Below are 26,034 nucleotides of genomic sequence, written 5' to 3' on the forward strand. Positions count from 1 at the left end.
CCCCGGCTCATCAAGGATTTCGGATATGCACAGCAAAACCATCGGCTTCATCGGCGGGGGCAATATGGCCACCAGCCTGATCGGCGGACTGGTCGCGACCAGCCACGACCCGGACCGCATCCTGGTCACCGAACCGGATGAGCAGCGCCGCGATCTGCTGGTCTCCGATCACGGTGTGGTTGCCCTGCAGGACAATGCGGTGCTGGCCGCCCAGGCCGATGTCATCGTGCTTGCGGTCAAACCCAACATCATGGCCAGCGTGCTGGAGGAAATCCGTCAGCCTGTGCAGGTGCGCAAACCGCTGATCATCAGCATTGCTGCAGGTATTCCGCTGCAACGCTACCGTGATCTGCTTGGCCCGGGTATGCCGATCGTGCGCTCCATGCCCAACACGCCGGCGCTGGTGCGCGCCGGCATGACTGGCGCCATCATGGATGCCGAACAGCCCGGCGAAGTGCGCAAACTGGCCACCGCCGTGCTCGCCGCAGCCGGTGAAGTGCGCTGGTTCGAAACCGATCACGATCTGGATTGTCTGACTGCGGTATCAGGCAGTGGGCCGGCCTACTTCTTCCATCTGATGGAATGCATGCAGGCCGGCGCCGAGCGGCTGGGCCTGAGCCCCGAGGTGGCGCGTGATCTGGTCTTGCACACTGCCTACGGTGCCGCCAAGCTGGCCCTGCATGACAGCGCCAGCCCGGCTGAATTGCGCCAACGCGTGACCTCACCCGGCGGCACCACGGCGAAAGCGCTGGACGCGTTCGCTGCGGGTGATTTCCCCCGCGTCGTGGACAACGCCATGCAGGCGGTGGTCCAGCGCGCAGCCGAGATGTCGCGTGAAAATTGATCACGCGCCCCCATACATCCACCGTTAGCATCACGAACGCGACACCCGCATGACTTCCAATATCGACAGCGCCGGGCTGTTTCTGGTCAATACCTTGTTCAGCCTGTACGCCTACACGCTGATCCTGCGCATCCTGCTGCAATGGGTGCGTGCGGACTTCTACAACCCGATGGCCCAGTTCGTGTGGAAAGTCACCAATCCACCGACCCAGCTTCTGCGTCAGGTGGTACCGCGCTATCGCCAGCTGGATATCCCGGCACTGGTGGTGCTGCTGGCGGTGGTTTTCCTCAACATCCTGGTCGACCTGCTCATCATCGGGCGCGGCGCCGGTGTGGTCACGATCCTGTGGATCAGTCTGCTCAAGGTGCTGACCCTGACCATCAACCTGATGACCATCACCATCCTGGTGCAGGCGGTGATGAGCTGGTTCGGCGCATCCATGCACAGCCCGGCGTCCAGTCTGCTGTTTTCCGTCAATGAGCCCATGCTGCGCCCAGTGCGCCGCGTGCTGCCGCCGATCGGAGGCCTGGATCTTTCACCGCTGGTGGTGATCCTGGTGCTGCAGGTGCTGATCCGTCTGATTCCTCTGCCGTACATCTTTCGATGAGTGAATCATCTTCGCCACCATGGTCGAGCGATTCGGTCGGCCTGGTCAGCCCGCGCACCCTGCACTTCGATCAGCCGCTGGAGCTGGATTGCGGCCGCAGTCTGGATGCCTTCGACCTGATTATCGAAACCTACGGCGAACTCAACGCCGCGCGCAGCAACGCGGTGCTGATCTGCCATGCCTTGTCCGGCGACCATCACGCGGCCGGCTACCACAGCGCCACGGACCGCAAACCCGGCTGGTGGGAATCCTGCGTCGGACCGGGTAAGCCGATCGACACCAACCGCTTTTTCGTGGTGTGTCTGAACAATCTGGGCGGCTGTTGCGGTTCGACCGGCCCCAACCAGTTGCGTGCCGACAACGGCAAACCGTGGGGACCAGACTTCCCCATCGTCACCGTGCGCGACTGGGTGCGTTCCCAGCAGCGCCTGATGCAGGCCCTCGAGCTGCCACGCTGGGCTGCGGTGATCGGCGGCAGTCTGGGTGGCATGCAGGCCCTGCAGTGGAGCGTGGATTTTCCTGATCTGACCCGCCACGTGGTGGCTATTGCCGCGGCGCCGCGCCTGTCAACGCAGAACATCGCCTTTAACGAGGTGGCCCGCCAGGCCATCCTCACCGACCCTGATTTCCATGACGGCCGCTATGCCGAGCACGCCACCGTGCCCAGCCGCGGACTGATGCTGGCACGCATGCTCGGCCACATCACCTACCTGTCGGATAACGCCATGGCCGACAAGTTCGGGCGCGATCTGATCAGTGGCAACCCGCAGTTTTCCTTCGAGGCCGAATTCCAGGTCGAGAGCTATCTGCGCTATCAGGGCCGCAGCTTTATCGACCGGTTCGACGCCAACACCTATCTGCTGATGACCAAGGCGTTGGATTACTTCGACCCGGCGCGCGAGTTCGGTGGCGATCTGGCCAGCGCCTTTGAGCGCACCGAGGCCGGCTTCCTGCTGGTCGCCTTCACCCGCGACTGGCGCTTCTCGCCAGAGCGTTCGCGCGAGCTGATGCGCGCCCTGCTGCAGGCTGGCAAATCGGTCAGCTACGCCTGTATCGACTCGCCGCTGGGCCACGATGATTTCCTGGTCCCGGTGCCGGACTATCTCAAGGTGTTCGGCCAGTACATGCACAAGGTGGCCAAGGAGGCAGGCGCATGAAGCCGGAATTCTCGATTATCAGCGAGTGGATCGAACCGGGCAGCCGGGTGCTGGATCTGGGCTGCGGTGACGGCACCTTGCTGTCGATGCTGCAGCGCGAGCGCCAGGTGACCGGCTATGGCCTGGATCTGGACGTGGGCAACATCGCGGCCTGCATCGCCAAAGGTGTGGATGCCATCCACACCGATGTCGACAATGGGCTGAGCGAATTCAACGATCAGCGCTTCGATTACGTGGTCATGACCCAGGCCCTGCAGGTGATGCAGCAGCCTGATCAGGTGCTGCTCGACATGCTGCGGGTGGGACGCCGTGGGGTGGTCACCTTCCCCAACTTTGCCCACTGGTCGCTACGCTTGCAGCTGATGATGTCCGGCCGAATGCCGCGCACCCGCGCCCTGCCCGCCACCTGGTACAACACCCAGAACATCCACCTGTGCACGCTCAAGGACTTCGAGGCGCTGTGCCAGGAACTCAATATCCGTATCCTCGAAAGGCGTGTCTCGGACGATCAGCACCGCAATGGTCGTTCGCGCCGCTGGTTGCCCAATCTGTCAGGCCAGGTCGGCCTGTATCTGCTGGACAAACCCCGATGAGAATTGTGCTTGCGCTCATCACCAGCCTGCTGAGCCTTGCTGCCTGGGCCGAGCAGGTCATCGAATCCGGCCCTTATCGTCTGCATTACATGGCCATGGTCACCTACGACCTGCCGCCCGAGGTGGCACAGGCCTACGGCATCACGCGCAGCCGCAAGCAGGGCGTGGCGGTGCTCAACCTGCAGCATGTCGATGCGCCGCAGGTCAGCGTGGCGTCCAGCGTCAGCGGGCGTATCCGCAATCTGATCGGCCAGGAACGCCTCGATGATCTGCGTGAGGTGCGCGAACAAGACGCCATCTACTGGATTGCGACCTTTGATTTCTCGCATCTGGAAACCATGCGCTTCGATTTCCAGATTGATCCGCAGGGACCGCACGGGCCGTTCCCCGTGCACTTTTCACAGCAGTTCTACCGCCCGCCCCGCTAGGCCCAGATTTATTCGCCGGTGATCTTGAGCTTGGCCTGAATGAACTCGGCGTGGGACAGGAACAGCAGATCAGCGATGCGCCGCATCATGTGCTCTTCCTGGGCGTCCAGGCGACCATCCGCCCAGGCCACCGCCCACAAGGCTTCCAGCAAGTGCAGCTTCTGCTCGCGTGAGCAGTGCTGGTTGACCGCACTGACATAGGGCTGCATGGAAATGCAGTGGGCCTGTTCCTGCTCAGCGCGGGCGATCAGTTCCAGCGCGGCGGACGCCTCCAGCGCAAACACCGTCTGCATACCCTGGGCCAACATGCGACGCTCGCTGTCGGCCAGGTCCTGATCGGCCTGGGCAATCTCGACCAGCAGTACCGCAGCGGCGAGCTGCGCGTCCACATCCGCATCACGTTCCGACGAGGCGCTGACAAACGCGCGCTCGAACAGTTTTTTCAGACTCATTCAGTCTCCGCTATCGGCGAGCCGGGCCGTGAGCCAGGTTTCGACCCGGCTGCGCAACTGGGTCAGCTCGCCATGGAAAAAATGTCCGACACCAGCAATGGTGTGAAATTCCGGCGGCTGGGCCATGGCCCGGGCACGCTCCAGGGTGTCATCGTGGGCGACCACATCATCGGCATCGCCATGAATCACCAACCACGGGCAATGCGGCTGCGGCACCGCCGCATCGCCGGCGTACATCAGCGGCGGCGCAATCGCGATCAGCCCGGCCACATCGTCGTTCTCGGCAGCCACTTTCAGCGCCATGTACGCGCCAAACGAAAAGCCCATTAGAAAGGCCGGAACCTGCGGCCAGATGCGGCGCAGTTCGCCCAGCATGAAAGCGGTGTCCAGCGCCTCACCGACGCCCTTGTCATGTGGCCCATCGCTCGACCCGACACCGCGAAACTGGAAGCGCAAAGCCGCCAGCCCGCAACTCTGTGCACTGCGCGCCAGTGAGTACACCACCTTGTTGTCCATGGTGCCGCTAAACAGCGGATGCGGATGACAGATCACCGCCACCGCCTGCGGCTCGCTGTCCGACATGTCGAGACGATATTCCAGCGCCCCGGCTGGGCCCTGAATCAGTCCACGACGACTTTCCCCGGGCTCAAGCCTCGGCAGGTACTGGTCCATCACTGCTCGACTCCTTGTCCGCTTTGGGCGTTTTCTTGGGCACCGGCGGTTTGATCGGTTTGCTCTCAGGCGGCGCGTAGTACACCACGGTATCGCCCGGCTGCGGGCGAATGGGGTTGAGCGGCGCGTGGAAGATCATGCGTCGACCGTCCTTGACCACGCCGATGGGAATGGACTCGCCACTCACATCGGCGAGGAAATTCTCCCAGTCGTAGGTGCTGGTGATGCGCGTCTTGCTAAAGCTCCAGCCCTGGAAATGGCGCCGCCACAACTCCTCGTACTGGGAATCTTCGGAAAAGGCCATGACACCGGTTAGCGGCTTGGCCACCTTGCGCCGCTTGTGCGACTCCTCGGCAGCATACATGGGCAGCTGGAACACCCGATCGGGCCCTAGCTCCTGGGAGAAATGCCGGCACACCAGGGCGTTGTAGGCATCATTGCTGGTCGCCGCCAGCAGGCAGTTGACGCTGCCCAGCTCCAGCCCCTGCTGCAGTTCTTCGGAGAGAATCTCACCGTATTGCACCGGAATGCCGTTAAGCCGCGCCTCGCGCAGACGGTGCCAGGAACTGTCGACCAGGATGATGTTGCTGCCCAGATCGTTCTTGATGGTCTGTGCCAACGCGGTGGTCCACGGCGAGGCGCCCACGATTAAAACCGTGTTGGGGGTTACGGTCAGGTCCAGGCGCCGCGCCAACCAACCGATGGAAAAGCCATGGCTGATGACCGTGGCGAAAACCAGGGCAAACATCAGTGGCGCCAGCAGAGCACCGTCCTCGTAACCGGCCGCCACCAGATCGGGGCCAAACACGCCGGCCACCGCTGTCGCGACAATCCCACGCGGTGCGATCCAGGCCACCAGAATGCGCTCGGACCAGCGCATGTCAGTCCAGATCGTGGCGATCAGCACGGCCGCCGGACGCACGATGAACATCAGGGCCAGAATCAGGGCCACCGCATGCCAGTCGAGGATGTTGAGGATATCGCGGTCGATGTCGGCGCTGAGCATGACGAACACCGACGAGACCAACATCAGGGTGATGTACTCCTTGAAGCGGCGCATCTCGCCCATGCTCGGCAAATCCATATTGCCCATCCACAGGCCCATCACCGTGACCGCGAGCAAACCGGCCTCGTGCTGCATGTGATTGGACAGGGTGTAGACCACCAGCACCGTAGCCAGGGTGCAAGGCGCTTTCAGGTACTCGGGGATCGTACCGTTGTTGAAGGCCCGCCCCAGCAGCCAGGCTGCACCACCGCCCAGACCAATGCCCGAACCCAGGGCAATCAGCAGGCCGGACAGCAAACCGCCGTGACCAGACTGATCGCTAAGCACGAACACCTGGAAAATCAGTACGGCGGCCAGCGCACCGATGGGGTCGTTGATGATCCCTTCCCACTTGAGATACGACGCGGTGCGCCGGTTCAGATGCGACTGCCGCAGCAGCGGCATGATCACGGTCGGCCCGGTCACCACAATGATCGCGCCGAACACCATCGCCACAGGCAGTTCTAGCCCGCCAACCCAGTGCGCCGCGATCGACCCCAGAGCGAAACTCAGCACCGCCGCCACCGTCACCAGCCGCTTGACCCCGGAGGCCGAACTGGACAGCTCGTGCCAGTGAAGATTAAGTCCGCCCTCGAACAGAATCACCGCCACACACAGCGAAACCACCGGACGAAACACATCGCCCAGCACCAGCGACGGGTTCACCACCCCGGCAATCGGGCCGATGATCAGGCCGACGGCGGCAAACAGCACGATGGCGGGAATATGAGCGCGCCAGGCCAGCCACTGGGCGAGCACGCCCAGCGAGAAGATCAGCACGATGACTTCTGCAATATCCATGGGCGTTGTTTACCAGTTGCTGGTGCGGCGCGGACGCAGCAAGGGCACGATCAGGCCAAGCAGAATGCCGGCCAACAGAATGCCCGCGCCGAGCAGCATATTGGAGCGCCGCGACTCGCGTGCACTGAGTTCGCCCTGCAAGGCCTGGCCCTGCGCCTCGGCGTCCGCCAGCGTTTGCTGCAAGTCCTTGTTGCGCGCCCGAATCTCCAGCGTGCTGGCCGCGGCGCTGGAGATCTCCTGTAATTCCTGACGCAAGTTCACGGCCTCGGCCTGAAGCTGCTCGTGGGCCGCGCTCAGCGCGGCATGCTCAGCCTCAAGGGTCTGCAAGGCCTGCTGTGCAGCCTCGGCTGCGGCCACCGCTTTATCACGCTCGGTCTGCGCCGCATCGAGGCGCGCGCGCGCGACCGGCTCCTTCTGCACGAAACGGGCGAGCACCCAGCCTTCTTTGCCGCGCGGGGTGCGCACCTTGTAGTAGCCCGGCTCCTGTCCGAGCACTTCAAGGCGTTCGCCGCTGTGGGCCGCGCCGATGATCGCGTGCCCAGTGCCAACGCCGGAGCGCACATTGATGGGCAATTGATCCGAAACCACCACGGTTTCGGATGCTGCCGCACACAGCGGCAGAATGAGCAGCAACACTAAAGGCTTGAGTGACTTCATAAATCCTTTGGACAGGCGTGACGATCACGCCAGCCGGCACTACACTGCCGCACCAACGCATCCGGCGGCCCCAGCCGCTCACCGCTCACTACTTTACTGCTTTCGAATCCACGTGTCCGCTGCTCCGCTCGACCTGACCGACATCGGTGCCAACCTGCACCACGACAGTTTTGACCCCGACCGCGACGTGGTGCTGCAGCGCGCTGCGGCCGCCGGGGTCAGCACCATTGTGGTCACCGGCAGCTGTCTGGACAGCGCCATTGGCGCCGCCGAGATGAGCGGCACCCGGCACGGTGTGGAGCTGTACGCCACCGCCGGCCTGCACCCGCACCATGCCAGCGACTGGAACACCGAAATGGCCGCGTGCTTTCGCGATCTGAGCCAGCACCCGCGGGTGGTTTCGCTGGGTGAATGCGGTCTCGACTATCACCGCAATTTCTCACCGGTTACAGCGCAAAAGCAGGCTTTCGCAGCCCAGCTGGACCTGGCCATCGAGACCCAAATGCCGGTCTTTCTGCATCAGCGCGATGCGCATGAGGATTTTCTCGAAATCCTCAAACCACGCCTCGATGAACTCGCCGGGGTGGTGGTGCACTGCTTTACCGGCACGGCCGAGGAACTGGCCGACTATGTGGCGCTTAACGTGTATGTCGGCATCACCGGCTGGATCTGTGATGAGCGGCGCGGCGCTCACCTGCTCGATTGCGTGAGCCTGATTCCCGATGAGCGCCTGCTGATCGAGACCGACGCGCCCTACCTGCTGCCGCGCACGATACGGCCGCGACCCAAATCACGCCGCAACGAGCCGGTCCATCTGCCTGCCGTGGCCCAGTGCGTGGCCGATGCACGCCAGCAAAGCCTTAAACATGTTGCCGTGATCACCCGCGCCAACGCCGCCGCGCTGTTCGGACTGCACGCATGAAAATGTTGATGATCCTGCTGAGCAGCCTGTTGCTTGGCACCTCAGCCGGCATCGCCCAGGCTCAGATGGATCATTCGCACATGCCACTTGAGGTGCCGGAGGATGTCCAAGTGCCGGCCCTGGACCTGCGCCTGCGCAGCGATGTGATGAGCGGCTACAACCTGCATCTTGAGACCCGCCACTTCGTACTCGAGCCGCCACCGGCGCAGATGAATATGCGCCAGATGATGAGCGCATCACGTGATCCGCGCAGCGGCGTGCTCAGTGGCCACGCCCATCTGTACGTCAACGGGCGCAAGGTCCAGCGCCTCTATGCCGCCGACGTGCATCTGCCGGCCAGCCTGTTCAAGACCGGTGTCAACCAGATCACCGTGACCCTGAACAACCACGGCCACATGGATCTGGTTCACCAGGGTCGTCAGATTCTGGCCAGCCTGTTTGTCGATCCGGCGGCCACCCCGGCCATCGTGCACCGCTTTGCCGCGCAGTCGCCGAGCGACTGATCAGCTCAGGCTGTAGCCGAACTCGTCAGCAAAGCGTGCGGCAAAACTCTCGGCCGAGAATTGATGATTCTGGGTCCCGGCCTGCTCGATCTTGATCGACCCGCACAAGGCCGCAACACGTGCCGTGGTTTCCCAGTCCATGCCCTGCTGCAAGCCATACAGCAAACCGCCTCGGTAGGCGTCGCCGCAACCGGTCGGATCACTCAAACGGGCCGCCTTGACCACCGGAATCTCGAGCACCTTGCCGGCGCTGTAGATGCGTGAGCCTTCGGCGCCGCGGGTCACGATCAATGCCTCCACGCGCTGGGCCACCTGTTCCGGACTCAGACCGGTGCGCTCACACAACATGCCGCACTCGTAATCGTTCAGCGCCACATAGGTGGCCTGCTCGATGAAGGTGTTGAGATCCTGGCCATCAAACATCGGCATGCCCTGCCCCGGATCGAAGATGAACGGAATGCCGGCCTCGGCAAACTGGGTGGCGTGCTCGATCATGCCGTCGCGCCCATCGGGCGAAACCAGGCCCAGGGTTACGCCCTGATCGGTTGGCACGCGCTGCTGATGCGCCTCGCTCATCGCACCGGGATGGAACGCGGTGATCTGATTGTCATCAAGATCGGTGACGATATAGGCCTGTGCCGTGAAGCTGCCCTCCACGCTTTTCACATAGCGATCATCAATGCCTAGATTGTTCAGACGCTTGCGATAGGGCGCGAAATCCTCGCCCACCGTCCCCATGGGCAGGGCCGCTCCCCCAAGCATGTCCAGGGTATAAGCGATATTGCCGGCGCAACCGCCAAATTCCTTGCGCAGCTGCGGCACCAGAAACGACACATTCAGGATGTGCACCTTGTCGGGCAGGATTTCATCGGCGAATCGCCCCTGAAAAACCATGATGTTGTCGTAGGCGAAGGATCCACAAATCAGTGCAGTCATGCGTAGGCTTTGTTGTTGTCGGTGAAGGACGCCGCCACGGCGGCAAGCCATCCCATCATAAGCGATCGTCGGACGCGCGGTCGGCTGGACCTTGCCGGCAAAAACAGCGACGCTCAGTGTCCACCTCCGAGATCACCGCATGAGCATTCATCTGAGCAAAGCCCCGCAGGGCACCTACCGCCAGCAGATCCGTATCGACCAGCACACGCTGCTCAGCGATGTTGCGCCGGCCTTTGGTGGCGAAGGCTCAGCGCCGGATCCGCACGACCTGTTTGATGCCTCACTGGCCGCCTGCAAAGCCATCACCGTGATGATGGTGGCACGACGCCGCAAGCTGGCGCTGGACAGCATCGACCTGGTGGTCAGCCGGGACGCCAGCGCAGAGGCCAAAGGACATTACGCCCTGGATGTGGCGATGACTTTCAACGGCGATCTGGACGAGACCGCGCACAGCAAACTGCTGGAGATCGCCGATAAGTGTCCGATCCATAAACTCATGACCCAGGCGCAGATCAGCATCAACACCCACCTGGGCTGACGTCCTACCAGTACGGCGGTGGTGCTTCCAGCGGATCACCACAGGCCGAACACACGGGATTGCGTTTGTAGGCGTTGTTTTTCTTGCCGCAGGTGGTGCAGGCAATCATCACCGGCTTGGCCCGAACCAGCTGATACACACGCGAATGGGTGCCGTAGGCAAAACCTTCCTTCATGAAGCGATGCACAACCTGCTTGTGGTCTTCGTTGGGCAGCAGGTTTTCTTCCAGGGCTTCGATCGACTCCCAGGCCGACAGCGTGAAACCGGATGAATTGCCGTGCTCATCGGGCGGTCGGGCGCCGATAATGCCGGTCACGAAGCCCGGCTTGTCGGCAAAGCTCTCGAGCACCTTGTTGGTCACGTCAGCCGCCGCATCGAACGGCTCCTGACCGCCGCGCACCAGCAACCAGGTGATGCCGATGGCCTCGGGCGGTGCACGGTTGCCACGGTTGAGGCGGTAATAGGCGCCAAACTGGTAATCACCCTGCTCGCGCGGCATCAGCAAAGCCAGAAAGCCGAGCTGCTCGGCGAGGGTATCGAGCGCGAAATGATTGTCGACACAGACCTGACCCTGGGCATCGAAACGCAGACTCATGGTCGCTTCCAGCGCGAGCTCACGCCCGGTCGGGTCAACCGCATCAATGCCCAGACCACCGGGCAGCGGCCCGTCATGCCTGCCACTCAAACGATAGCCGGCAACAAGATTGCGATCACCAATCGAAATGGGACCGGTCAGCTCAAAACTCAGATTGGGAAACGCGGTGATCAGCGCTTGCGCATGCGCACGAAACGCCTCGCCGGACAGCGCGCCCTGGCTGAGCGGATCGCGGTAGCTGCTGCCCTGCGCCATCAGGGTCATGATGGCGTCGATATCATGCTTGTTCCAGGCACCCAGAAAGCGCTGAGCAAAGCCGAGCATGCGCGGTGATTGAACAAACAGCCCCTTGAACAGGCCGGCGAGAATTTTGATCGGACTCATGCTTGGGCCTCCAGACGAGTATTACGCGCACCGCGCCACAGCAGCCAAGCCTGAGCAAAAGCTGTTGGGACGGCGATCAGGAACAGTAGGTAATTGAGGGTATTGGTCAGCGAACCGCCGAAGGCCAGCCCGCGGACACCGAAAAGAGCGCCGACCAGAAAACCCAGGCTGTTGGACCAGCCCGTTACGCACACGCAGATGATGTACCAGCGTCGCGCCCCCTGAGTCAGGCGGATGCTGGCGCCCGCCGCGGCGAAGGCGATCATTGCGATGGCATTGATCAGCAGGCCCAAATGGGTCCGCCGCCAAGCCGCCTCGGTGCCTGGCATCTGGATGTCCAGCGCCGGCAGCAAGGGCCATGCGGCGACATGACCAATCGCCTCGAAGGTGAAAACCAGACCGATCACCAGACCCAGGCCAAACAGCCCGGCGGCAGGCGCCAGAATACGGGATCGCTCCGCCGCGCTCAGATTTTCAGGCCTCATCGCCACTCCTCTTGTTGTTGTGTTTGATCATTCGCCTGACCGGCAGCCACAAAGATTGACACCGTCAATTTAACACTGTCAAATAAATCCATGGCACGACAAAGCTTGAGCGACACGCAGGTGGAACAGCGGCGCGAGGAAATTCTCGAAGCCGCCATGCAACTGTTCGAAGACGGCGGCCTGGAGTCGGTCAGCCTGCGCAAGATCGCCGCGCGCCTGCAATGCAGCTATTCAACGCCGTACCGTTATTTCGCCAGCAAGGATGCGCTGCTCACCTCGATGCGCGCCCAGGCCTTTCGCTGGATGGAGCAGAGCATGCTGCGCGCGGTCGACACCCACCAGTCGCCGCTGCAGCGTCTCAACCTGCTGGCTGAAGCATTCATTCGCGCCGGCGTCGAACGACCGGGCCGCTATGCGCTGATGTTCTTTCGTCTGCCGGAGCCGGAAACCGGCCCTCACCTGGAAGAACTGACGGCAGCCAAGCACGCTGCGCTGGATGTGTGCACGCGCACCGTCACCGCCGCCCACGACAGCGGTGCCTTGCACCTCCGCACTGATCCGCTGACCGCCAGCCATCTGTTCTGGGCCGGCGCGCACGGCCTGGTATCACTGGAGATTTCCGGCCAGTTCGTGATGGGGCGCCAGCTCGATGACCTGCTGCCAGCCATGATTCAGACCCTGGTTCAGGGGCTGGAGAATGCCAGCGCCAGCATGCAAACCAGCAACGCATCGTGAGATGTGACGGCTGGATCAGCCAAACCAACAGAATAACAGCCGGTGACATACAAAGGAGACCTGCATGACCGCCGATCTTGAAGACACCAAACGCCTACTCGTCGGCCACGGCGCACTGCTGATTTTCATCGGTGGGGTGCTGGGTTTCGGCTTCCTGTTTTTCCTCATGGAACGCGTCGCGTTGTGGCCGTTTCCCTTCAGCATCGATGTACAGCTACCCGGCACCTATGACGCCTGGCGTATGGCCCACATGGAAGGCATCGTCAACGGCTTTGGCCTGTGGATTGCCGCGGCCGTGCTGCCGGTGTTTCCGTTTGGCGTGAAAGCGCTCAAACGTATCGCCTGGGGTCTGATCTCGGTGGGCTGGACCATCGTCATCGCCTCCGCCCTGGATCCGCTGTTTCCGGACAGCCGAGGCCTGGAATTTGGTGGCTCGGCAACCAACCAGCTCGCCTTCTTCCTGTTCTACTGGGGCGTGGTGCTGGTGATGATCATCATGGGCGTGATTGCGTGGCGCTGCCTGCGCCCGCATAAACAGCCGGACTAGCCCCCACCCAAAATGCCACAGATGTTCCCAAGCACCGCGCGGACGGGCACAATACGCTCGCGGATGGCGATAGATTTTTAGCCAAACACGCACTCGACGAGCCGATACCTACGATTACACACAAACGGCCGCGGGGGTGCACTGAGGAGACACAATATGGTGATTGGGCGACGCGCAGCAGCGCTGGTGGTGCTGTGGGCAGGCGCAATGCTTGCAGGATGCGGGCAAGGTGGTCGCGATGCGGCCACAGCGACAAACAGGGACGATGCGGCGGCGCCGATCATCGAAATTCTTTCCAACCGTGCCGACATGATCAGTGGCGACGACGCCCTGATCGGGATTCGTGCGCACGATGGTGCGCCACTCAATGCCATTCACGTCAGTCTGAATGGCAGCGACGTAAGCGCACTTTTCCATCCCATGCCCGACGGCTCGCTGATGGGCCGTATTGAAGGGCTCAAGCTCGGCGAGAACACGCTCAGCGCCCGTGCCGGTGGCGCACAGGCCCAAAGCCAGATCTACAACTATCCGAATCAGGGCCCAATCTTTTCGCGTCCGGAAATCAAACGGTACCGCTGCCAGGACAGCGCCACCGACATTCACTGCAACCAACCGGCCGAATACACCTATCTGTACCGCCCCAACGCATTGGTCGACGTCCTGGATGTGGTCACCGACATCGTGCCGATCGCCGAGTTGGGCACCGAGTTGCTGCCCTACGATCCGCAGAATCCGCCCAACAACGTGGCCATGACGACCACGCAAAATGGCCAGACCGTGCCCTTCATCGTGCGTTTAGAGCGCGGCTATCAGGATCGCGACGAATACAAGATTCTGACGCTGTTCAACCCCGATGAGGCCTGGGAGCCCTGGGCCCCGCAGCCGCAATGGAACGGCAAAATGCTGATCACCCACGGCGGCAACTGCGGCGCAAAGTACCGCCCGGGCAGCGCCCCTTTGGATGACTATTCCGGCACCTTTGGCGACCTGCCCCTGCTCGAACCCAGCTATATCTACGCGCTGGGTCAGGGCTATGCCGTGCTCTCGACCGCACTGGCCAACACCGGACACAACTGCGACGTAGCACTCAACGCCGAATCAATCATGATGGCCAAAGAGCGCTTCGTGGAGCAGTACGGCCCACTGCGCTACACCATCGGCACCGGTTGTTCGGGCGGCTCGATTGCCCAGCTGACCATCGCCAACGCCTATCCGGGTCTCTACCAGGGCTTGCTGGTTATGTGCGCCTATCCCGACTCGTTGTCGGCAGGCCTGCAGTTCGCCGATCTGCATCTCATGCGCAAGTACTTTGAGGCGCCCGCGCGCTGGGCACCCGGCGTGATCTGGAACCCGCTGCTGTGGGGGCCGGTTGAAGGCCATCTGACCCACCTCAACGCCATCGTCGCTGACGAAGGTCTGTTCAAAGCTGCCACCCAAACCACCGGTGATTGCTTTGCCGAAAATACCTACGATCCCGAAACCAACCCCACCGGGCAACGTTGCGGCATTCTCGAGTGGATTCCGCACATCCTCGGACAACGCTCTCCCGAGGTCTGGTCGGATATCGAAAAGCAGGTCGGCTACGGTTTCACCGGCATTCCGCTGGGCAACACCGGTGTTCAGTACGGTCTCAAAGCACTGCGAGCGGGTTTGATCACACCGGCCATGTTTGTCGATCTGAACGTCAAGATCGGCGGTCTCGACATCGATATGCAACCGCAGGAAGCGCGCACGCGTGCCGACAACCCGGCCGTAGGCAATGCCTATCGCAGTGGCATGATCAACATGACCAACAATCTGGATACCGTGCCGATCCTGAATTTTGTCGGCCCGGACCCCGGCATTGCGCACGACGCCCTGCACGCCTGGTGGATACGCTGGCGCATTGAGCGCGAGCACGGCAGCGCACGCAATCATGTGATGTGGGCCGGCCCGGTGCCGCTGCTGGGCGATCTGTCCTATGTGTACAAAGGCCTGGATGCGATGGATCGCTGGCTGTCCAATATCGAAGCCGATCTGAGCGACACGCCGCTGCCAGACAAAATCTCCCGCAACCGGCCTGGTGATATTCAGGACCAGTGCGCCGTGGTTGCCGGGCAACCGATCCTCGGCGAGGTTTGCGTCGATTTACTGCGCCCGCTATACGCTTATGGCACCCCACGCACCGTAGCCGGCGATACGCAAACGGCGGACAACTTTGATTGTCAGCTCAAACCCATGGATCGCAATGACGACTATGGGCTTGTGCCGTTCACCGACGCGCAGTGGGAGCAATTGCAGAGTGCTTTCCCTGATGGTGTGTGCGACTACCGCGCGCCGGGCAAGAACAAGCAGAAGACGGTGTCGTGGCTGACCTACGTGGACAACAGCGGTCGCATGATCGTGGGTGGCGAACCGCTACCGCCAGCGCCGGCCCGGTCCGCCACAGGCACCCAGGCCGCAGCCTTCGTCTACCCGATCCGCGACCGTTGAAATCCGGGGCCGCGCTGCCGACGCAGCGCGGCCCTAACCCAGCATCAGGTGCCAGGCCGGCACGCTGAGCAGGGACAGCAATATGCCGAAGGCCAGCACCGCGTTGGCCAACGGCGGGTCCAGATGATGCTGATCGGCCAGAATGGCGGCTGAAATCATCGGTGCCATGGCCGCCTCCAGGACCCCGACATGCAGGGTCTGGCCGGACGAGCCGGCCACCACGCCCAGCGCCAGCGCGAGCAAAGGCGCCAGCAACAACTTCCACGACAGCCCCAGTACCACCGGCAATGCCTGATCCCGGCTGATGCGCGGTCGAAAACGCAGCCCGACCGAGAACAGGGCCAAAGGCGTCAAGGTCTGACCGATCGGCTGCAACACCCCGTTGACCGGCGCCGGCCAGCCACCCAGCAAACCCACCACCAGCGCCGCCAGCAGGGCCAAAAATGGCGGAAAGCGCAGCACTCGCCTGCCAATCTCGCTCGCATTGGCCGGCTTGCCGGAATACATCGCGGCAACCACCGCGCCACCCACCGCCAAGGCCACAAAGCAGCCCAGCTGATCGGCGATCACCGCCAGAGCCAGCGCATCCTGACCGCGCAGGGCATCGATCATCGGATAACCCATGAACGAGGTGTTGCCCAGGCCACACACCAGCACCAGCGCACCAATGCGTGCCCGACTCCAGTTCAGGCGTCGTCCCAGCCCTTCAAACAGCAGCCAGGCGCCGCCAAACACCAGCCACTGCGAGGCCACCAGGAACCACAGACTGGGGTCGAGGTGAATGCGCGGGACCAGATAAAGCACCAGCGCCGGCAGGGCGATGTTGATGACCCACCAGTTGAGCATCTGGGCCAGACCGATGGGCGGCTGCGCCCAACGCGCGACCGCAGCGCCGAGTGCCAGACAGGTCAGTAACAGCCAGAATGCATCCATGAACGGGCAGCGTGTGAAATAAAGCCGACTATGATGACGCGTCGGCCCGAGCACTCACAAGCGCGGCTCAGTCGGCCCGCGGCAGGGCATCACGCTGCTCGCGGGCAAAACGCAGCAAGGCGTGGCTGCCGCGCAGGCCGAGCTTGCGCAAGATATGTGCCCGGTGATTGTCCACCGTGCGGATGCTGATATTGAGCAGGTCCGCGATCTCGCGGCTGCTGTGGTAATCCGCAACCAGATCCAGAACTCTGCGCTCGGCGGCGGTCAAGCCTGCCAGCGGACTCTGGGCTCGCGGATCGCCGAGTTCATCCAGGGTCCAGCGAATGTCGTGCCCGACATAACGCTGCCCGCTCATCACCGCGCGCAGGCAGCGCTCCAGTTCCTCTTCCGCCTGCTCCTTGAGCAGATAACCACGTGCGCCCAGTCTGAAGGCGCGATTGAAGTAGGCGCGTTCATCATGCATGGTCAGAACCACGCAGTCCGGCGCATCCGGCCAACGTTGAACCTGTTCCAGCACACTCAGCCCGTCCATCTGCGGCATGCTCACATCAAGCAGTGCCAGACGCGGCTGGTGCTCACGAATCAGTCGCACGGCCTGCTCGCCATCGCCCGCTTCAGCAACCACGGCAAAGTCCGCGGTGAGACCAAGAATCTCGCGCAGTCCACGGCGGAATATCGGATGGTCATCGGCGATGAGCACGCTGATGTTCATGTCAGTGGCGCCTCGAGCGTGACCTGGGTGCCACCCTGTGGCCTGGTCTGCACAGTCAAACAAGCATTCAGGCGCATCGCACGGTCGTGCATACCCGGTATGCCCTGCCCGCACCGGGCGGCGTGCTCGGCAAAGCCGTGGCCATCATCCTCAATCCGCAGCCGATAGTGATCCTGATCCGCCTGCAAGGCCAGATGCACGTGCCGGGCCTGCGCGTGACGCAAAGCATTGCTGATCGCTTCCTGGGCAATACGGTAGACCTGCAAAGCATCGCGCCGACTCAGCGGCACATCGTGCAGATCGTGGGTACAGCGCAAGCGGGCGCTGTCACAGGCCGTTTCCAGCATCGCCTGCAGGGCCTCAACCAGGCCCAGACGATCGAGCTGCGAGGGGTACAGATTGGCTGAGACACGCCGCGTTTCACGGATCGTTTCACGCACCTCGTGCTGTAACGCGCGGACCTCCGGTGCGGCCATGCCACGCAAGCTCATCAAGATGGTCAGCAGGCGCTGGCCAATACCGTCGTGAAGTTCCTGGGCGATGCGTCTGCGCTCGGCGTCCTGCACGTCCAACAAGGCCTGGGCACCGCGCTCACGTTGCTGGGCCAGCGCGTGGGTGGCGCGCTCCTTTTCCACATTGAGCAGATTGATCCGATCGGCCAAGGCAAATGACAGCAGCATGGCCTCGGCCATGGTCCCGATCTGATAGGCATGCTCGCTCAGCCAACTGGCCGGCAGAAACCCGGCCGTGCGCAAGGACAGCAAGGCCGCCCCCGGCATGAAGGCGCAGTAGCCCAGCAGCAGAAAACGCGCCTGACGCTCACCGGCACGCAAGGCCTGCACCAGGGTCAGCGGAAACACCACGCTGCACACGGCCACACTCAGCAACAGCATCAGCATGGCCGTACGGTAGGTCAGCGGGGTCAGCAGCGCCGCCACGACCGCCACCAGCATCAAGCCGCAAAGCATCTTGTGCAGTGTCGGCGCCCAGCGCCGCGCGCGCGCCATGTCGGACACGAAGGCCGCACCAAAGCCCAGTGTGGCGGCCAGCCCGAGCAGGGTTGCAAGATGTGCAAACAAGCCTGCATGTGGCCATAGCAACCAGTGGCCGTGACCACTGTAGGCGACCTGAAACAGCAGCAGGCCCAGCAGATACAGCACATAGTTCAGATAGGCACGATCACGAAAGGCCAGCCACAAAAACGCGTTGTAGATCGCCAGCGCAAACAGCACGGCGTAGTAAAACCCGTACGCCAGCTGGTTACGCCCATCCTGGCGCCAGAACGCCCGCTCATCCCACAGCTGCAGTGGCACATTGACCGCGCCGCTTGATGCCACCCGCAGATACAAGGGTCCGGCGAAATCTGGTTCGATCGCAAAGATCGGCTGCGGATGGGCAATCTCGCGACTGGACATCGGTGTGAAATCGCCCGCTGAGGCCGTTTGCCAGCGGCCTTGCAGGTTCCGCCGAAAGACCTCGAGCTGGTCGTTCTGCGAATACGGCACGACCAGCAGCCGCGCATTGGCCGCAGCCGCAAGATCAATGCGCATCCACCAAACCGAGTCACTCAGCCCGGCATTCAGACCGCGCTGCGCATCCGTCGAGGCGTGGGCAAGGCCGTCCAGCTGCGCCGCAGCCTGCTCAATCGACATGCGCCCGGCCTCATCCTCGAGCACGGCAAAGTCCGGCGTAAGCCACGCTGCTGCAAGCATGCCGAGCCCCACCCCGAATACCGCAAAGTCCACGCCACCCCCGTTTGCGCTGCGACACGCCAAACCGCATCCATCGCGCCCACCTTCTTGTGCCCGATGATGACCCAGCCGGCCGTCAAGTTCATCTCGGCCTGACGGCGGGCCTAATGCAGCAGCTCTATGCTCAAGGCGGACGAGGCATTGCACAGCGGCACATCCGCTTCGAAGTCGCCGTCGCTGTCGTTCTCGAAGAGGTCGAAGTTCGACACCACCTCGCACAATCCGCTGCCGCTCAATCGGTAGCGGATGCGCTGCGCGCTGATGATGTCGGCCTCAACCGAAACATCCAGCAGCTGCATGGTGATCTCGCGATCGTCACCATCGCGGTGCGTCACCTGCATCGCATGAGCAGTCTTGCAGGTTTGCGGATCGACCTGAACCACAATCGCACCTTGTGACTCGCCACCGCCGTTCTGGTTACTGAAAGCAAACCCAAAGGCCTGATTATTTTGCTCACTGCCCAGATCCTGCCGCGGACACGGCACGCTGCCAAAGCCCGGATAGCTGTGGTCATCATTCACCGCACGCACCTGCGTGAACGCGTCGGCCCCGCTCGCATCCGGGTAGAACATGCCCTGTGCATTGACGCTCAGAGTGAAGCGCGCACGATTCACAGCGGAAAAATCGAAATCACCGGGTGCTGGCTGCGTGTCCGGTTCCCCCTCAAACACCACGCTGCGTTTCTGCGTGACCGACTGCGCCGTTGCCATGTTGCTCGCCGACACCGTCAGAACATCCACCGTGTCGGCCTGGGTCGCGGCCGCAACCTGAACGGAGATGCTGCGTCGATTGCTGGAACTGGTCACCGCATTCGCAGCAACCGTGCCACCTCCCCGCTCGGCAGTGAGCGCAATATCGGCATCCTGCACGCAGGAGAGTGTGGCGCTGGCGGTATACGCTTGATTGAGTTGCGGTGTGGCCGGCGAGGTCACGAAACGATCCACACTGGGGCTGAGATCGTTGATCGCCAACGTAGGGAAAGGCCCGGCCGCGTTGGCGCTGCGCTGCTCGGAAGCCACGATACCGCGGGGCTGTGAACCCGGTGCGGAGATCGATGCCCCGGCCTGAAAATCGGCGATGGCCTGCAAGGACACCTGATCCAGGCCAACAGCCGAATCAACCGCATTCAATGCCCCTTCCACGTCGCACAAGCGATCCAGAATGCTCGGGGTGTCCGGCGAGGCGCTGAAACTCTGCCCCAGTGTGTTGCAGGCAAATGTACCCCCCGCCAGCGTGGCCAGGCACAAAGCCCCGGCGGCGCTGCCGGTGATCGGAGCAGCCGGGGTGGCCGAGGCCAGAACGGCGACCTGGGCACAGAATCCGGCCTGGAACGTCGGATCGCCGACCAGTTGACTGCCCGCAGGCGAAGCGGCCGGGTTGAACACCAGACAGGCTTGATTGAGCAGACCGGAGAAGCCGGTGCACACGGCTTCCAGCTGATCCGGCACGTCTATCGGCTGGCGCACCGGTACGCGCGCCACGTAACGCCCCGTCTGACCTGTCGGCCAGGCGGGGTAACGACCACTTGAGGCCACACTCAAGCTGGCGAAATTGACCACCACACCGCCGCTGGGATTTACCGGCGTATCGCACTTGGCCACATCCACGGTGACGTTGCCGACCGGTTCAGCAGCCTGCAACTGAGCCAGGGCCTCGTCCAGATCGACAATGACCGGACTGTCCAGACTGAGCACGCCACCAATCGAACGCGCCTCATCATCATCGTTGCTGATGATGTCGATACCGATGCTGCTGACACTGCGGGTCGCATCCGCGGCATCCGCTTTCAGGCTTTTCTGGATCGCTTGCCCCTCAGCATCCAGGTAGGTCAAGCGGATGACGTTGCCGCTCTCATCCGCGCCGCGGACCGGCAAGCCAAATTCATCCACACCGATTTCGAAGGCCTGGCCGTGCGCGTCCTGGTAGGACAAATGCGTGATCGCAGTGGGCAGGCCGTCAGCGTCGCGCTGGCCGAAGAATGTCACCTGCTCGCCATTGTCCGCATCCAGTTTGTACACCGCGCTGTCATCCGGATTGACGTAAACGGTGCGCTCGGAAATTGACGCCGCGCCGCCACCACCGCCGCCTCCGCAAGCCATCAGGGTCAGGGCCAGGCTGCCCAAAACCATGCCACGTCGCTGAATATCCATGCCCCGCTCCAATGCGTATTGTCGTTGCACCAACGCTAGGCCAGCCGGGATCACAGCACCATGAGCAGTTCTACTCATTTTGTCGCACCCGATGTAGTCCTTGCTGAGTAGGCGCACGCGCCCACGCGGTGGCAGCGTTGAGTCTTCCCAGGGCCAACGGGCGAATTGATGACACAGCACAAGCACACCTTCTGCCGCATCTGCGAAGCCGGCTGTGGGCTGCAAGCCGAGCTTGAGCACGGCCGTATCGTTGAGCTGCGCCCCAATCGTGAGCACATCGGCACCGATGGGTTCGCCTGCATGAAAGGGCTCAACCAGCACAAGATGTATGACTCACCCGATCGCCTGCGTTATCCGCTGAAACGGGTCGGCGAGCACTTCGAGCGCATCAGCTGGCGCCAGGCCTATGCCGAAATCGGCGCCAAGGTGAAAAAACTGCGCCGGCGCAGCCCGCGCGCCTTGTCGATGTACGTGGGCACCGCCGCCGGCTTCAGCATCCTGCATCCGATATTTGCCGAGGGCTTCATGCAGGGGCTGGGTTCGCCCAACATCTTCTCCTCATCAACCCAGGACTGTGCCAACCGCTTCGCCACCTCCAGCGAAATGTACGGCTTTCCGTTCTGCCTGCCGTTTGTCGATCTGGACCATGTGAAATTCATGCTCATCGTCGGCACCAATCCGGTGGTTTCGAAATGGACCTTCCTGCAGGTGGCCCACCCGGTCAAACGCCTCAAGCAGGTGCGCGAACGCGGCGCCCAGATCGTGGTGGTCGATCCGCGCCATACCGAAACCGCCAAGGTGGCCAGCGACCATCAGTTCATCCGTCCCAACACGGATGTGTTCTTCTTCCTGTCTTTTCTGCACGAACTGTTCCTGCAGAACGGCGTGGATCAGGCCCGCGCACAAGCCCATATGTGCGGTAGTCAGACGCTCGAAAAGCTGGCGGCCGACTGGCCGGCCGAACGCACTGCCGAGCTGACCGGCATCAGCGCGCCACGCCTGAAACAACTGGTCGCCGATTACATCACCGCCGGTGCATCAGCCATCGTGACCGGGACCGGCCTGGGCATGGGGCGCCACGGCACGCTGGCCCAGTGGCTGGCCGAGGCGATCAATGCCCTGAGCGGCAATCTCGACCGCAAGGGTGGCACCCTGGTCGGCCAGGGCATGTTCGATTTCGCGGCCTACGCCAAAAAGGAAAAGCTGTTCGAACGCCACGCGCGCTCCCGCGTCGGCGGCTTCTTCGAACTCAACGGCGGCTTCCCCGGCGGCATCCTGGCCGATGAAATTCTCGAGCCGGGCGACGACCAGATTCGAGGTCTGTTCGTGACCGGTGGCAACCCGCTGATGACCATGCCCAACTCGGCCCGGCTGCGCGATGCACTGAGCACGCTGGACCTGCTGGTGGTGACCGACATCTACCTCAACGAAACCGCCAGCCTGGCCGATTACGTGCTGCCGGCCACCTCTCCGCTGGAGCGACCTGACCTGCCCTTCGTGTTCCCGCTGTTCCTCGGCATGCAATCCAAGCCTTATGTGGCCGCGACCGACGCCATCGTCGAAGCCGATGCCGAGCAAAAAGACGAGGCCACGATCTACACCGAACTGGCCCGCGCCTGCGGCGTCAGCCTGTTCAAGTCACGCCCATTGCAATGGATACTGCAGGGGCTGGTGGCGGCCAATACGCCATGGCGGCGGGGCAAGCCCCGCGCCTTGCCGCTGCGTCTGATCCTCGACCTGATCCTGAGACTGAGCAAAACCGGGCGTTTTCGCGACCTGGCGGCGCAACCCAATGGCATGCGCTGGCGTGGCGGAGCCCGTCCGGACAGCTATCTGGGCCAGCGTGTCGTCACCGATGACGGCAAGGTTCAGCTGGCGCCAGCCCGCCTGATGGCCGAGACCTCACGCCTGGACGCAATCTTCCGCAGCGAGATGGCGAGCTACCAACGCGGCGAACTGCGCCTGATCAGCAAACGCATGCACAGCACCCACAACTCGTGGACCCAGAACATCGCCGAACTCACCAATGGCCGCATGGGCCAGACCAACTACCTGTACATGCATCCGGACGATGCTGCCGCCCACGGTCTGAGTGAAACGGATGCGGCGGACATTTCCTCACAGACCGCAACCATCCGATTGCCGGTCAAACTGCTCGACACGCTACTGCCGGGCACCGTGGCGGTGCCGCATGGCTGGGGGCACCAGCACGCCCGTGGCCTGAGCGTGGCCGCCCGTCTGGGCGGTGCCAACGTCAATCTGCTGGCCGCCGATGGTGCGGACGCGGTCGAGCCGGTGTCCGGCATGGCTCATCTCAGCGGCATCCCGGTGCGCATTGGCAAAGCCGCAGGTCCGATCGACCGCGGCAGCTGGTCCGGCATCGCGCCGGAGCACGCAACGGCCTGAGGGCCTCAGGCGCCGCTGGTGAACACCGGCCAGGTGTCGACGATGGCACCCTGATCGTAGACCGCGATATCACCGAACTGCAGGAACACGAATTCGGACTGCCGCGGACGCAAGAACACGTTGTCACCCACACCCAGCTCCACCTCACGTGAACCGTTCAGCAGATCCTGGTTGGTCGAATGCCCCCAGATCGGATTGCGTTGCAGGCCGGGCGGCGACACGCTGTCGGCCAGCCAGTAACCACCATAGGTAAAGAAGGCCTGCGCGGTATTGGGATCCCAGGCACGCAGAACACCGCTCATGGATTCAAGGCCGGGCAATTCGGTGCGGTCCAAAGCTTTGAGCACCGGCGTGGCGATGAAGCTAGCGTGTTGGTGATCGGACAGGGCCGGCACATCGAAATCCGAAGGCATGACCAGACCGGAGCCCATCGCCAGCTCATTGCACGGCGCGCTGTTGTCGTACAGCGCAAAAGTCGAGCTACCGCCCGCATTGAGTGTGAGCGCCTCGGCGTCAAAGCCACCGCCCTGCTGTTCACGCAGCACCTGCAACGCTGCGCTGTAGCGCTGCATGGCCAGCTCCAGGGCTTTGCGCGGACCGCCAAGAAAGCCCGGCATTTTCGAAGCATGGGCTTCATAACCCATGAAACCGGAAAGGCGCAGGGCCGGCTCCTCATCGATCAGTTTCAGCACCTCCGCCACTGCCGCTGCATCGCGCAGACCGCCACGATGCAAGCCGACATCAAGCTCCAGGTTGACCTTGAGCGGGCCCATGCCCTCGGCCTGTCTGGCCCGCGCCAGCTCGGCGTATTCACGCAGGCGCACAGGGGTATCAATCAACCACTCGATCTGCTGGGCCGGATCAAACGCGCCGCCGCCGTAATGCGTGAAGAAGCGCTGCGCCGCACCCACCGGCATGGGCTTGCCCAGCAGCACCTGCGCATCGCCCATCTGCTGTGCAACCAGATTCAGGAAGGGCTGATGAAAGACCATCAGGCGCTGACTGCCGGTGGCCTGACGCACGTAGTCGATCAGCGCCAGGCTGGGCAGCGACTTGGCCACGATACGGTAGGCCATGCGTGACGGCAGATGGGCCTTGAGTCGCGCGATGTTGTGATCCAGCCGGGCCTTGTCGATGACCAGCGTGGGCCGGAACAGCCCGGCATCGGCCAGGGCCTGCTGCAATGACAGAAAATACTCATCATGCCGCCCGCCGCGCGTGGAGGGGCGCAAGGCCACGGCGGCTGCCGGTGCCGCTATCGCGGCGCCAAGAAGAAAACGACGATTCATGGCAGGGCCTCAGCTGATGCCGAAAAGCTGGCGCAGGTAGGGATTGAGCATACGCCCATCGGGATCAAGCGCTTCGCGTACAGCCAGGAAATCCTTCCAGCGCGGATAGCGTGCGGCCAGTTGCGCGCTGCTCAGGGTGTGCATCTTGCCCCAGTGCGGACGGCCCTCATAGGGCTGGTAAATCGGCTCCAGACTGGCGAAGTACGGCAGCGGATCTTCCTTGTGGTAGCGATGCACGGCAATCGAGCTGGACACCGCATGACCCTGGAAAGGCGACAGCATGGCGTCATCGCCGCGCACCACCCGGATCTCGACCGGGAAGAACTCTTCGTGATGCTGTGATTCGATGCGTTCGCGGACCTGTTTGAAGGCGGGCATCAGCGCTTCCGACGGCAGGTGATACTCCATCTCGTTGAAACGCACTTCGCGGCTCGAGGGGAAAATGCGGTACCACACATCCACCGCCTCTTCCGGCTCGAAATCACGCGTGGCCATATCGAGCAGCCGCTGGCGCATACCCGGCCACCACGACAGCCAGTCGCGCAGCTGCTTCATCTGCATGACTGCATCATTGTCCTGCTCCGGCCCGCGCGGCTGCATCGGCTCGTCGGTCGGGTTAATGGCAACCGCCATGGCCTGGCTGCAGAACGGGATGTAATACATCTCGAAACTGTGATTCTCGCTGACCAGCTGATCGAAGTTGTCGATCAGCTCATCGATCGGAGCCAGCCAGCTGCGCCGTTTGAGCCGGTGCGTGGGCACGTTTTGCAATGTCATCTGCGTGATCACGCCGAGACTGCCCAGCGACACCTTGGCCGCGCTGAACACCTCGGGGTTCTGTTCGGCGCTGCAATCGATAATCTCGCCGCGCGGCGTCACCAGACGCAGCGCTTTGACATAGCTGTGCAGGGCGCCCAGCCCAGCACCAGTGCCATGGGTGGCCGTGCCGATGGCGCCGGCCAGGGTCTGTGAATCGATGTCCGGCATATTGGCCAGCGCCTGCCCCACCTCATCCAGCATCGGCCCCACGTCACCCAACCGGGTGCCTGCACCCAGGCGCGCCGTCATGCTGTCCTGGTCATGGGACAGCAGGCCGCTGAAATTGCGCAATGACAGCAACGTGCCGTCGGTCGGCACCAGTGCGGTGAATGAATGGCCGGCGCCAACCGGGCGAATCGGCCCCGGCGCATGACGCATGATGTCGGACAGCTCGGCCTCATCTTTGGGAACCAAACGCTGAACCGGCACACCGAACTGATAACCCGACCAGTTCTGCCACGGAATCAGGCGTTTGCCATCCGGGCCTGTGGTCGGCGCCGGGGCCTGCGGCAGCTTGCTCGCACCATGATCATCGCAGCCGGCAAGCCCCACGCCAGTGGCGGCGGCCACTGATGAAATCAGCAAATCACGTCGATTCATA

At 62.7% G+C, this 26,034-nt stretch carries 25 protein-coding genes; 12 read left to right on the forward strand and 13 right to left on the reverse strand.

Annotated features, from left to right (window positions below; genetic code table 11):
- Window positions 1-25 precede the first annotated feature (25 nt).
- The 5 genes from proC to ATO7_RS10480 are packed head-to-tail and all read left to right on the forward strand — an operon-like array spanning window position 26 to window position 3,629.
- A complete protein-coding gene (proC, locus tag ATO7_RS10460; RefSeq protein ID WP_083561668.1) occupies window positions 26-844 on the forward strand; it encodes a pyrroline-5-carboxylate reductase in 819 nt (272 codons plus the stop codon).
- A 49-nt stretch (window positions 845-893) separates the two neighbouring features.
- On the forward strand, window positions 894-1,451 hold the full coding sequence (locus ATO7_RS10465) for a YggT family protein (protein WP_083561669.1): 558 nt from the start codon (window positions 894-896) through the stop codon (window positions 1,449-1,451).
- Entirely contained in the window at window positions 1,448-2,608 is a 1,161-nt protein-coding gene (gene metX, locus ATO7_RS10470; protein WP_083561670.1) for a homoserine O-succinyltransferase MetX, read from the forward strand. Before ATO7_RS10465 ends, metX begins: the two co-directional genes overlap by 4 nt.
- Window positions 2,605-3,201, forward strand: coding sequence for a methionine biosynthesis protein MetW (metW, locus tag ATO7_RS10475; protein WP_083561671.1), 597 nt, complete (start codon window positions 2,605-2,607; stop codon window positions 3,199-3,201). The genes metX and metW overlap by 4 nt, the downstream gene beginning before the upstream one ends.
- Entirely contained in the window at window positions 3,198-3,629 is a 432-nt protein-coding gene (locus ATO7_RS10480; protein ID WP_083561672.1) for a DUF4426 domain-containing protein, read from the forward strand. The genes metW and ATO7_RS10480 overlap by 4 nt, the downstream gene beginning before the upstream one ends.
- Before the next feature lie 8 nt (window positions 3,630-3,637).
- Here the strand turns inward: ATO7_RS10480 and ATO7_RS10485 are convergent, their stop codons facing one another.
- Genes ATO7_RS10485 through ATO7_RS10500 form a run of 4 tightly spaced genes read right to left on the reverse strand, consistent with a single transcriptional unit; the run spans window position 3,638 to window position 7,256 of the window.
- The gene (locus ATO7_RS10485; RefSeq protein WP_083561673.1) at window positions 3,638-4,081 is read right to left on the reverse strand and encodes a tellurite resistance TerB family protein; all 444 of its coding nucleotides are present in this window, start codon (window positions 4,079-4,081) and stop codon (window positions 3,638-3,640) included.
- Window positions 4,082-4,753: an alpha/beta hydrolase gene (locus ATO7_RS10490; protein WP_083561674.1), complete on the reverse strand. Its 672-nt coding sequence runs from the start codon at window positions 4,751-4,753 to the stop codon at window positions 4,082-4,084.
- On the reverse strand, window positions 4,728-6,599 hold the full coding sequence (locus ATO7_RS10495) for a cation:proton antiporter (protein ID WP_083561675.1): 1,872 nt from the start codon (window positions 6,597-6,599) through the stop codon (window positions 4,728-4,730). The genes ATO7_RS10490 and ATO7_RS10495 overlap by 26 nt, the downstream gene beginning before the upstream one ends.
- Before the next feature lie 9 nt (window positions 6,600-6,608).
- Complete coding sequence (locus ATO7_RS10500) at window positions 6,609-7,256, reverse strand: TIGR04211 family SH3 domain-containing protein (RefSeq protein ID WP_083561676.1); 648 nt, start codon at window positions 7,254-7,256, stop codon at window positions 6,609-6,611.
- A 112-nt stretch (window positions 7,257-7,368) separates the two neighbouring features.
- On the opposite strand from ATO7_RS10500, the gene ATO7_RS10505 reads away from it, so the two are divergent.
- Window positions 7,369-8,178 (forward strand): TatD family hydrolase, encoded by an 810-nt coding sequence (locus ATO7_RS10505; protein ID WP_240499459.1) that lies wholly within the window; start codon window positions 7,369-7,371, stop codon window positions 8,176-8,178.
- Window positions 8,175-8,681: a hypothetical protein gene (locus ATO7_RS10510; protein WP_083561677.1), complete on the forward strand. Its 507-nt coding sequence runs from the start codon at window positions 8,175-8,177 to the stop codon at window positions 8,679-8,681. The genes ATO7_RS10505 and ATO7_RS10510 overlap by 4 nt, the downstream gene beginning before the upstream one ends.
- On the opposite strand, the gene ATO7_RS10515 is transcribed toward ATO7_RS10510, so the two are convergent.
- Window positions 8,682-9,617 carry a carbohydrate kinase family protein gene (locus tag ATO7_RS10515; RefSeq protein WP_083561678.1) on the reverse strand — a complete coding sequence of 312 codons (936 nt, stop codon included), beginning with the start codon at window positions 9,615-9,617 and terminating at the stop codon, window positions 8,682-8,684.
- A 139-nt stretch (window positions 9,618-9,756) separates the two neighbouring features.
- Between ATO7_RS10515 and ATO7_RS10520 the strand changes: the two genes are divergently transcribed.
- Window positions 9,757-10,155, forward strand: coding sequence for an OsmC family protein (locus ATO7_RS10520; protein WP_083561679.1), 399 nt, complete (start codon window positions 9,757-9,759; stop codon window positions 10,153-10,155).
- A gap of 4 nt (window positions 10,156-10,159) precedes the next feature.
- Here ATO7_RS10520 and ATO7_RS10525 read toward each other — a convergent pair whose 3' ends face one another.
- Together ATO7_RS10525 and ATO7_RS10530 are read right to left on the reverse strand one after the other, a co-directional pair.
- On the reverse strand, window positions 10,160-11,134 hold the full coding sequence (locus ATO7_RS10525) for an ester cyclase (protein ID WP_083561680.1): 975 nt from the start codon (window positions 11,132-11,134) through the stop codon (window positions 10,160-10,162).
- Entirely contained in the window at window positions 11,131-11,619 is a 489-nt protein-coding gene (locus ATO7_RS10530; protein WP_083561681.1) for a hypothetical protein, read from the reverse strand. The genes ATO7_RS10525 and ATO7_RS10530 overlap by 4 nt, the downstream gene beginning before the upstream one ends.
- A 90-nt stretch (window positions 11,620-11,709) precedes the next feature.
- Between ATO7_RS10530 and ATO7_RS10535 the strand changes: the two genes are divergently transcribed.
- From ATO7_RS10535 to ATO7_RS10545, 3 genes are all read left to right on the forward strand, one after another.
- On the forward strand, window positions 11,710-12,354 hold the full coding sequence (locus tag ATO7_RS10535) for a TetR/AcrR family transcriptional regulator (protein ID WP_083561682.1): 645 nt from the start codon (window positions 11,710-11,712) through the stop codon (window positions 12,352-12,354).
- Between the two features lie 64 nt (window positions 12,355-12,418).
- The gene (locus ATO7_RS10540; RefSeq protein ID WP_083561683.1) at window positions 12,419-12,901 is read left to right on the forward strand and encodes a hypothetical protein; all 483 of its coding nucleotides are present in this window, start codon (window positions 12,419-12,421) and stop codon (window positions 12,899-12,901) included.
- A gap of 156 nt (window positions 12,902-13,057) precedes the next feature.
- On the forward strand, window positions 13,058-15,373 hold the full coding sequence (locus ATO7_RS10545; protein ID WP_083561684.1) for a DUF6351 family protein: 2,316 nt from the start codon (window positions 13,058-13,060) through the stop codon (window positions 15,371-15,373).
- A gap of 33 nt (window positions 15,374-15,406) precedes the next feature.
- Here the strand turns inward: ATO7_RS10545 and ATO7_RS10550 are convergent, their stop codons facing one another.
- The 4 genes from ATO7_RS10550 to ATO7_RS10565 form a co-directional block, all read right to left on the reverse strand.
- Window positions 15,407-16,306 carry an AEC family transporter gene (locus ATO7_RS10550; RefSeq protein WP_083561685.1) on the reverse strand — a complete coding sequence of 300 codons (900 nt, stop codon included), beginning with the start codon at window positions 16,304-16,306 and terminating at the stop codon, window positions 15,407-15,409.
- A gap of 67 nt (window positions 16,307-16,373) precedes the next feature.
- Entirely contained in the window at window positions 16,374-17,018 is a 645-nt protein-coding gene (locus ATO7_RS10555) for a response regulator (protein WP_083561686.1), read from the reverse strand.
- Complete coding sequence (locus ATO7_RS10560) at window positions 17,015-18,763, reverse strand: sensor histidine kinase (RefSeq protein WP_083561687.1); 1,749 nt, start codon at window positions 18,761-18,763, stop codon at window positions 17,015-17,017. The genes ATO7_RS10555 and ATO7_RS10560 overlap by 4 nt, the downstream gene beginning before the upstream one ends.
- A gap of 110 nt (window positions 18,764-18,873) precedes the next feature.
- The gene (locus tag ATO7_RS10565) at window positions 18,874-20,919 is read right to left on the reverse strand and encodes a hypothetical protein (RefSeq protein WP_083561688.1); all 2,046 of its coding nucleotides are present in this window, start codon (window positions 20,917-20,919) and stop codon (window positions 18,874-18,876) included.
- Window positions 20,920-21,087: 168 nt separating this feature from the next.
- On the opposite strand from ATO7_RS10565, the gene ATO7_RS10570 reads away from it, so the two are divergent.
- Complete coding sequence (locus tag ATO7_RS10570) at window positions 21,088-23,325, forward strand: molybdopterin-containing oxidoreductase family protein (RefSeq protein WP_083561689.1); 2,238 nt, start codon at window positions 21,088-21,090, stop codon at window positions 23,323-23,325.
- Between the two features lie 5 nt (window positions 23,326-23,330).
- Here ATO7_RS10570 and ATO7_RS10575 read toward each other — a convergent pair whose 3' ends face one another.
- Together ATO7_RS10575 and ATO7_RS10580 are read right to left on the reverse strand one after the other, a co-directional pair.
- Window positions 23,331-24,614: a DSD1 family PLP-dependent enzyme gene (locus ATO7_RS10575; RefSeq protein ID WP_083561690.1), complete on the reverse strand. Its 1,284-nt coding sequence runs from the start codon at window positions 24,612-24,614 to the stop codon at window positions 23,331-23,333.
- A 9-nt stretch (window positions 24,615-24,623) separates the two neighbouring features.
- On the reverse strand, window positions 24,624-26,033 hold the full coding sequence (locus ATO7_RS10580) for a D-arabinono-1,4-lactone oxidase (protein ID WP_083561836.1): 1,410 nt from the start codon (window positions 26,031-26,033) through the stop codon (window positions 24,624-24,626).
- Between the last annotated feature and the right edge of the window lies 1 nt (window position 26,034).

It is taken from the genome of Oceanococcus atlanticus (genome assembly GCF_002088235.1).
GTDB lineage: Bacteria > Pseudomonadota > Gammaproteobacteria > Nevskiales > Oceanococcaceae > Oceanococcus > Oceanococcus atlanticus.

Coding starts and splice junctions, on each gene's coding strand:
- proC (WP_083561668.1), top strand. CDS start 26: ATGCACAGCAAAACCATCGGCTTCATCGGCGGGGGCAATATGGCCACC.
- ATO7_RS10465 (WP_083561669.1), top strand. CDS start 894: ATGACTTCCAATATCGACAGCGCCGGGCTGTTTCTGGTCAATACCTTG.
- metX (WP_083561670.1), top strand. CDS start 1,448: ATGAGTGAATCATCTTCGCCACCATGGTCGAGCGATTCGGTCGGCCTG.
- metW (WP_083561671.1), top strand. CDS start 2,605: ATGAAGCCGGAATTCTCGATTATCAGCGAGTGGATCGAACCGGGCAGC.
- ATO7_RS10480 (WP_083561672.1), top strand. CDS start 3,198: ATGAGAATTGTGCTTGCGCTCATCACCAGCCTGCTGAGCCTTGCTGCC.
- ATO7_RS10485 (WP_083561673.1), bottom strand. CDS start 4,081: ATGAGTCTGAAAAAACTGTTCGAGCGCGCGTTTGTCAGCGCCTCGTCG.
- ATO7_RS10490 (WP_083561674.1), bottom strand. CDS start 4,753: ATGGACCAGTACCTGCCGAGGCTTGAGCCCGGGGAAAGTCGTCGTGGA.
- ATO7_RS10495 (WP_083561675.1), bottom strand. CDS start 6,599: ATGGATATTGCAGAAGTCATCGTGCTGATCTTCTCGCTGGGCGTGCTC.
- ATO7_RS10500 (WP_083561676.1), bottom strand. CDS start 7,256: ATGAAGTCACTCAAGCCTTTAGTGTTGCTGCTCATTCTGCCGCTGTGT.
- ATO7_RS10510 (WP_083561677.1), top strand. CDS start 8,175: ATGAAAATGTTGATGATCCTGCTGAGCAGCCTGTTGCTTGGCACCTCA.
- ATO7_RS10515 (WP_083561678.1), bottom strand. CDS start 9,617: ATGACTGCACTGATTTGTGGATCCTTCGCCTACGACAACATCATGGTT.
- ATO7_RS10520 (WP_083561679.1), top strand. CDS start 9,757: ATGAGCATTCATCTGAGCAAAGCCCCGCAGGGCACCTACCGCCAGCAG.
- ATO7_RS10525 (WP_083561680.1), bottom strand. CDS start 11,134: ATGAGTCCGATCAAAATTCTCGCCGGCCTGTTCAAGGGGCTGTTTGTT.
- ATO7_RS10530 (WP_083561681.1), bottom strand. CDS start 11,619: ATGAGGCCTGAAAATCTGAGCGCGGCGGAGCGATCCCGTATTCTGGCG.
- ATO7_RS10535 (WP_083561682.1), top strand. CDS start 11,710: ATGGCACGACAAAGCTTGAGCGACACGCAGGTGGAACAGCGGCGCGAG.
- ATO7_RS10540 (WP_083561683.1), top strand. CDS start 12,419: ATGACCGCCGATCTTGAAGACACCAAACGCCTACTCGTCGGCCACGGC.
- ATO7_RS10545 (WP_083561684.1), top strand. CDS start 13,058: ATGGTGATTGGGCGACGCGCAGCAGCGCTGGTGGTGCTGTGGGCAGGC.
- ATO7_RS10550 (WP_083561685.1), bottom strand. CDS start 16,306: ATGGATGCATTCTGGCTGTTACTGACCTGTCTGGCACTCGGCGCTGCG.
- ATO7_RS10555 (WP_083561686.1), bottom strand. CDS start 17,018: ATGAACATCAGCGTGCTCATCGCCGATGACCATCCGATATTCCGCCGT.
- ATO7_RS10565 (WP_083561688.1), bottom strand. CDS start 20,919: ATGGATATTCAGCGACGTGGCATGGTTTTGGGCAGCCTGGCCCTGACC.
- ATO7_RS10570 (WP_083561689.1), top strand. CDS start 21,088: ATGACACAGCACAAGCACACCTTCTGCCGCATCTGCGAAGCCGGCTGT.
- ATO7_RS10575 (WP_083561690.1), bottom strand. CDS start 24,614: ATGAATCGTCGTTTTCTTCTTGGCGCCGCGATAGCGGCACCGGCAGCC.
- ATO7_RS10580 (WP_083561836.1), bottom strand. CDS start 26,033: ATGAATCGACGTGATTTGCTGATTTCATCAGTGGCCGCCGCCACTGGC.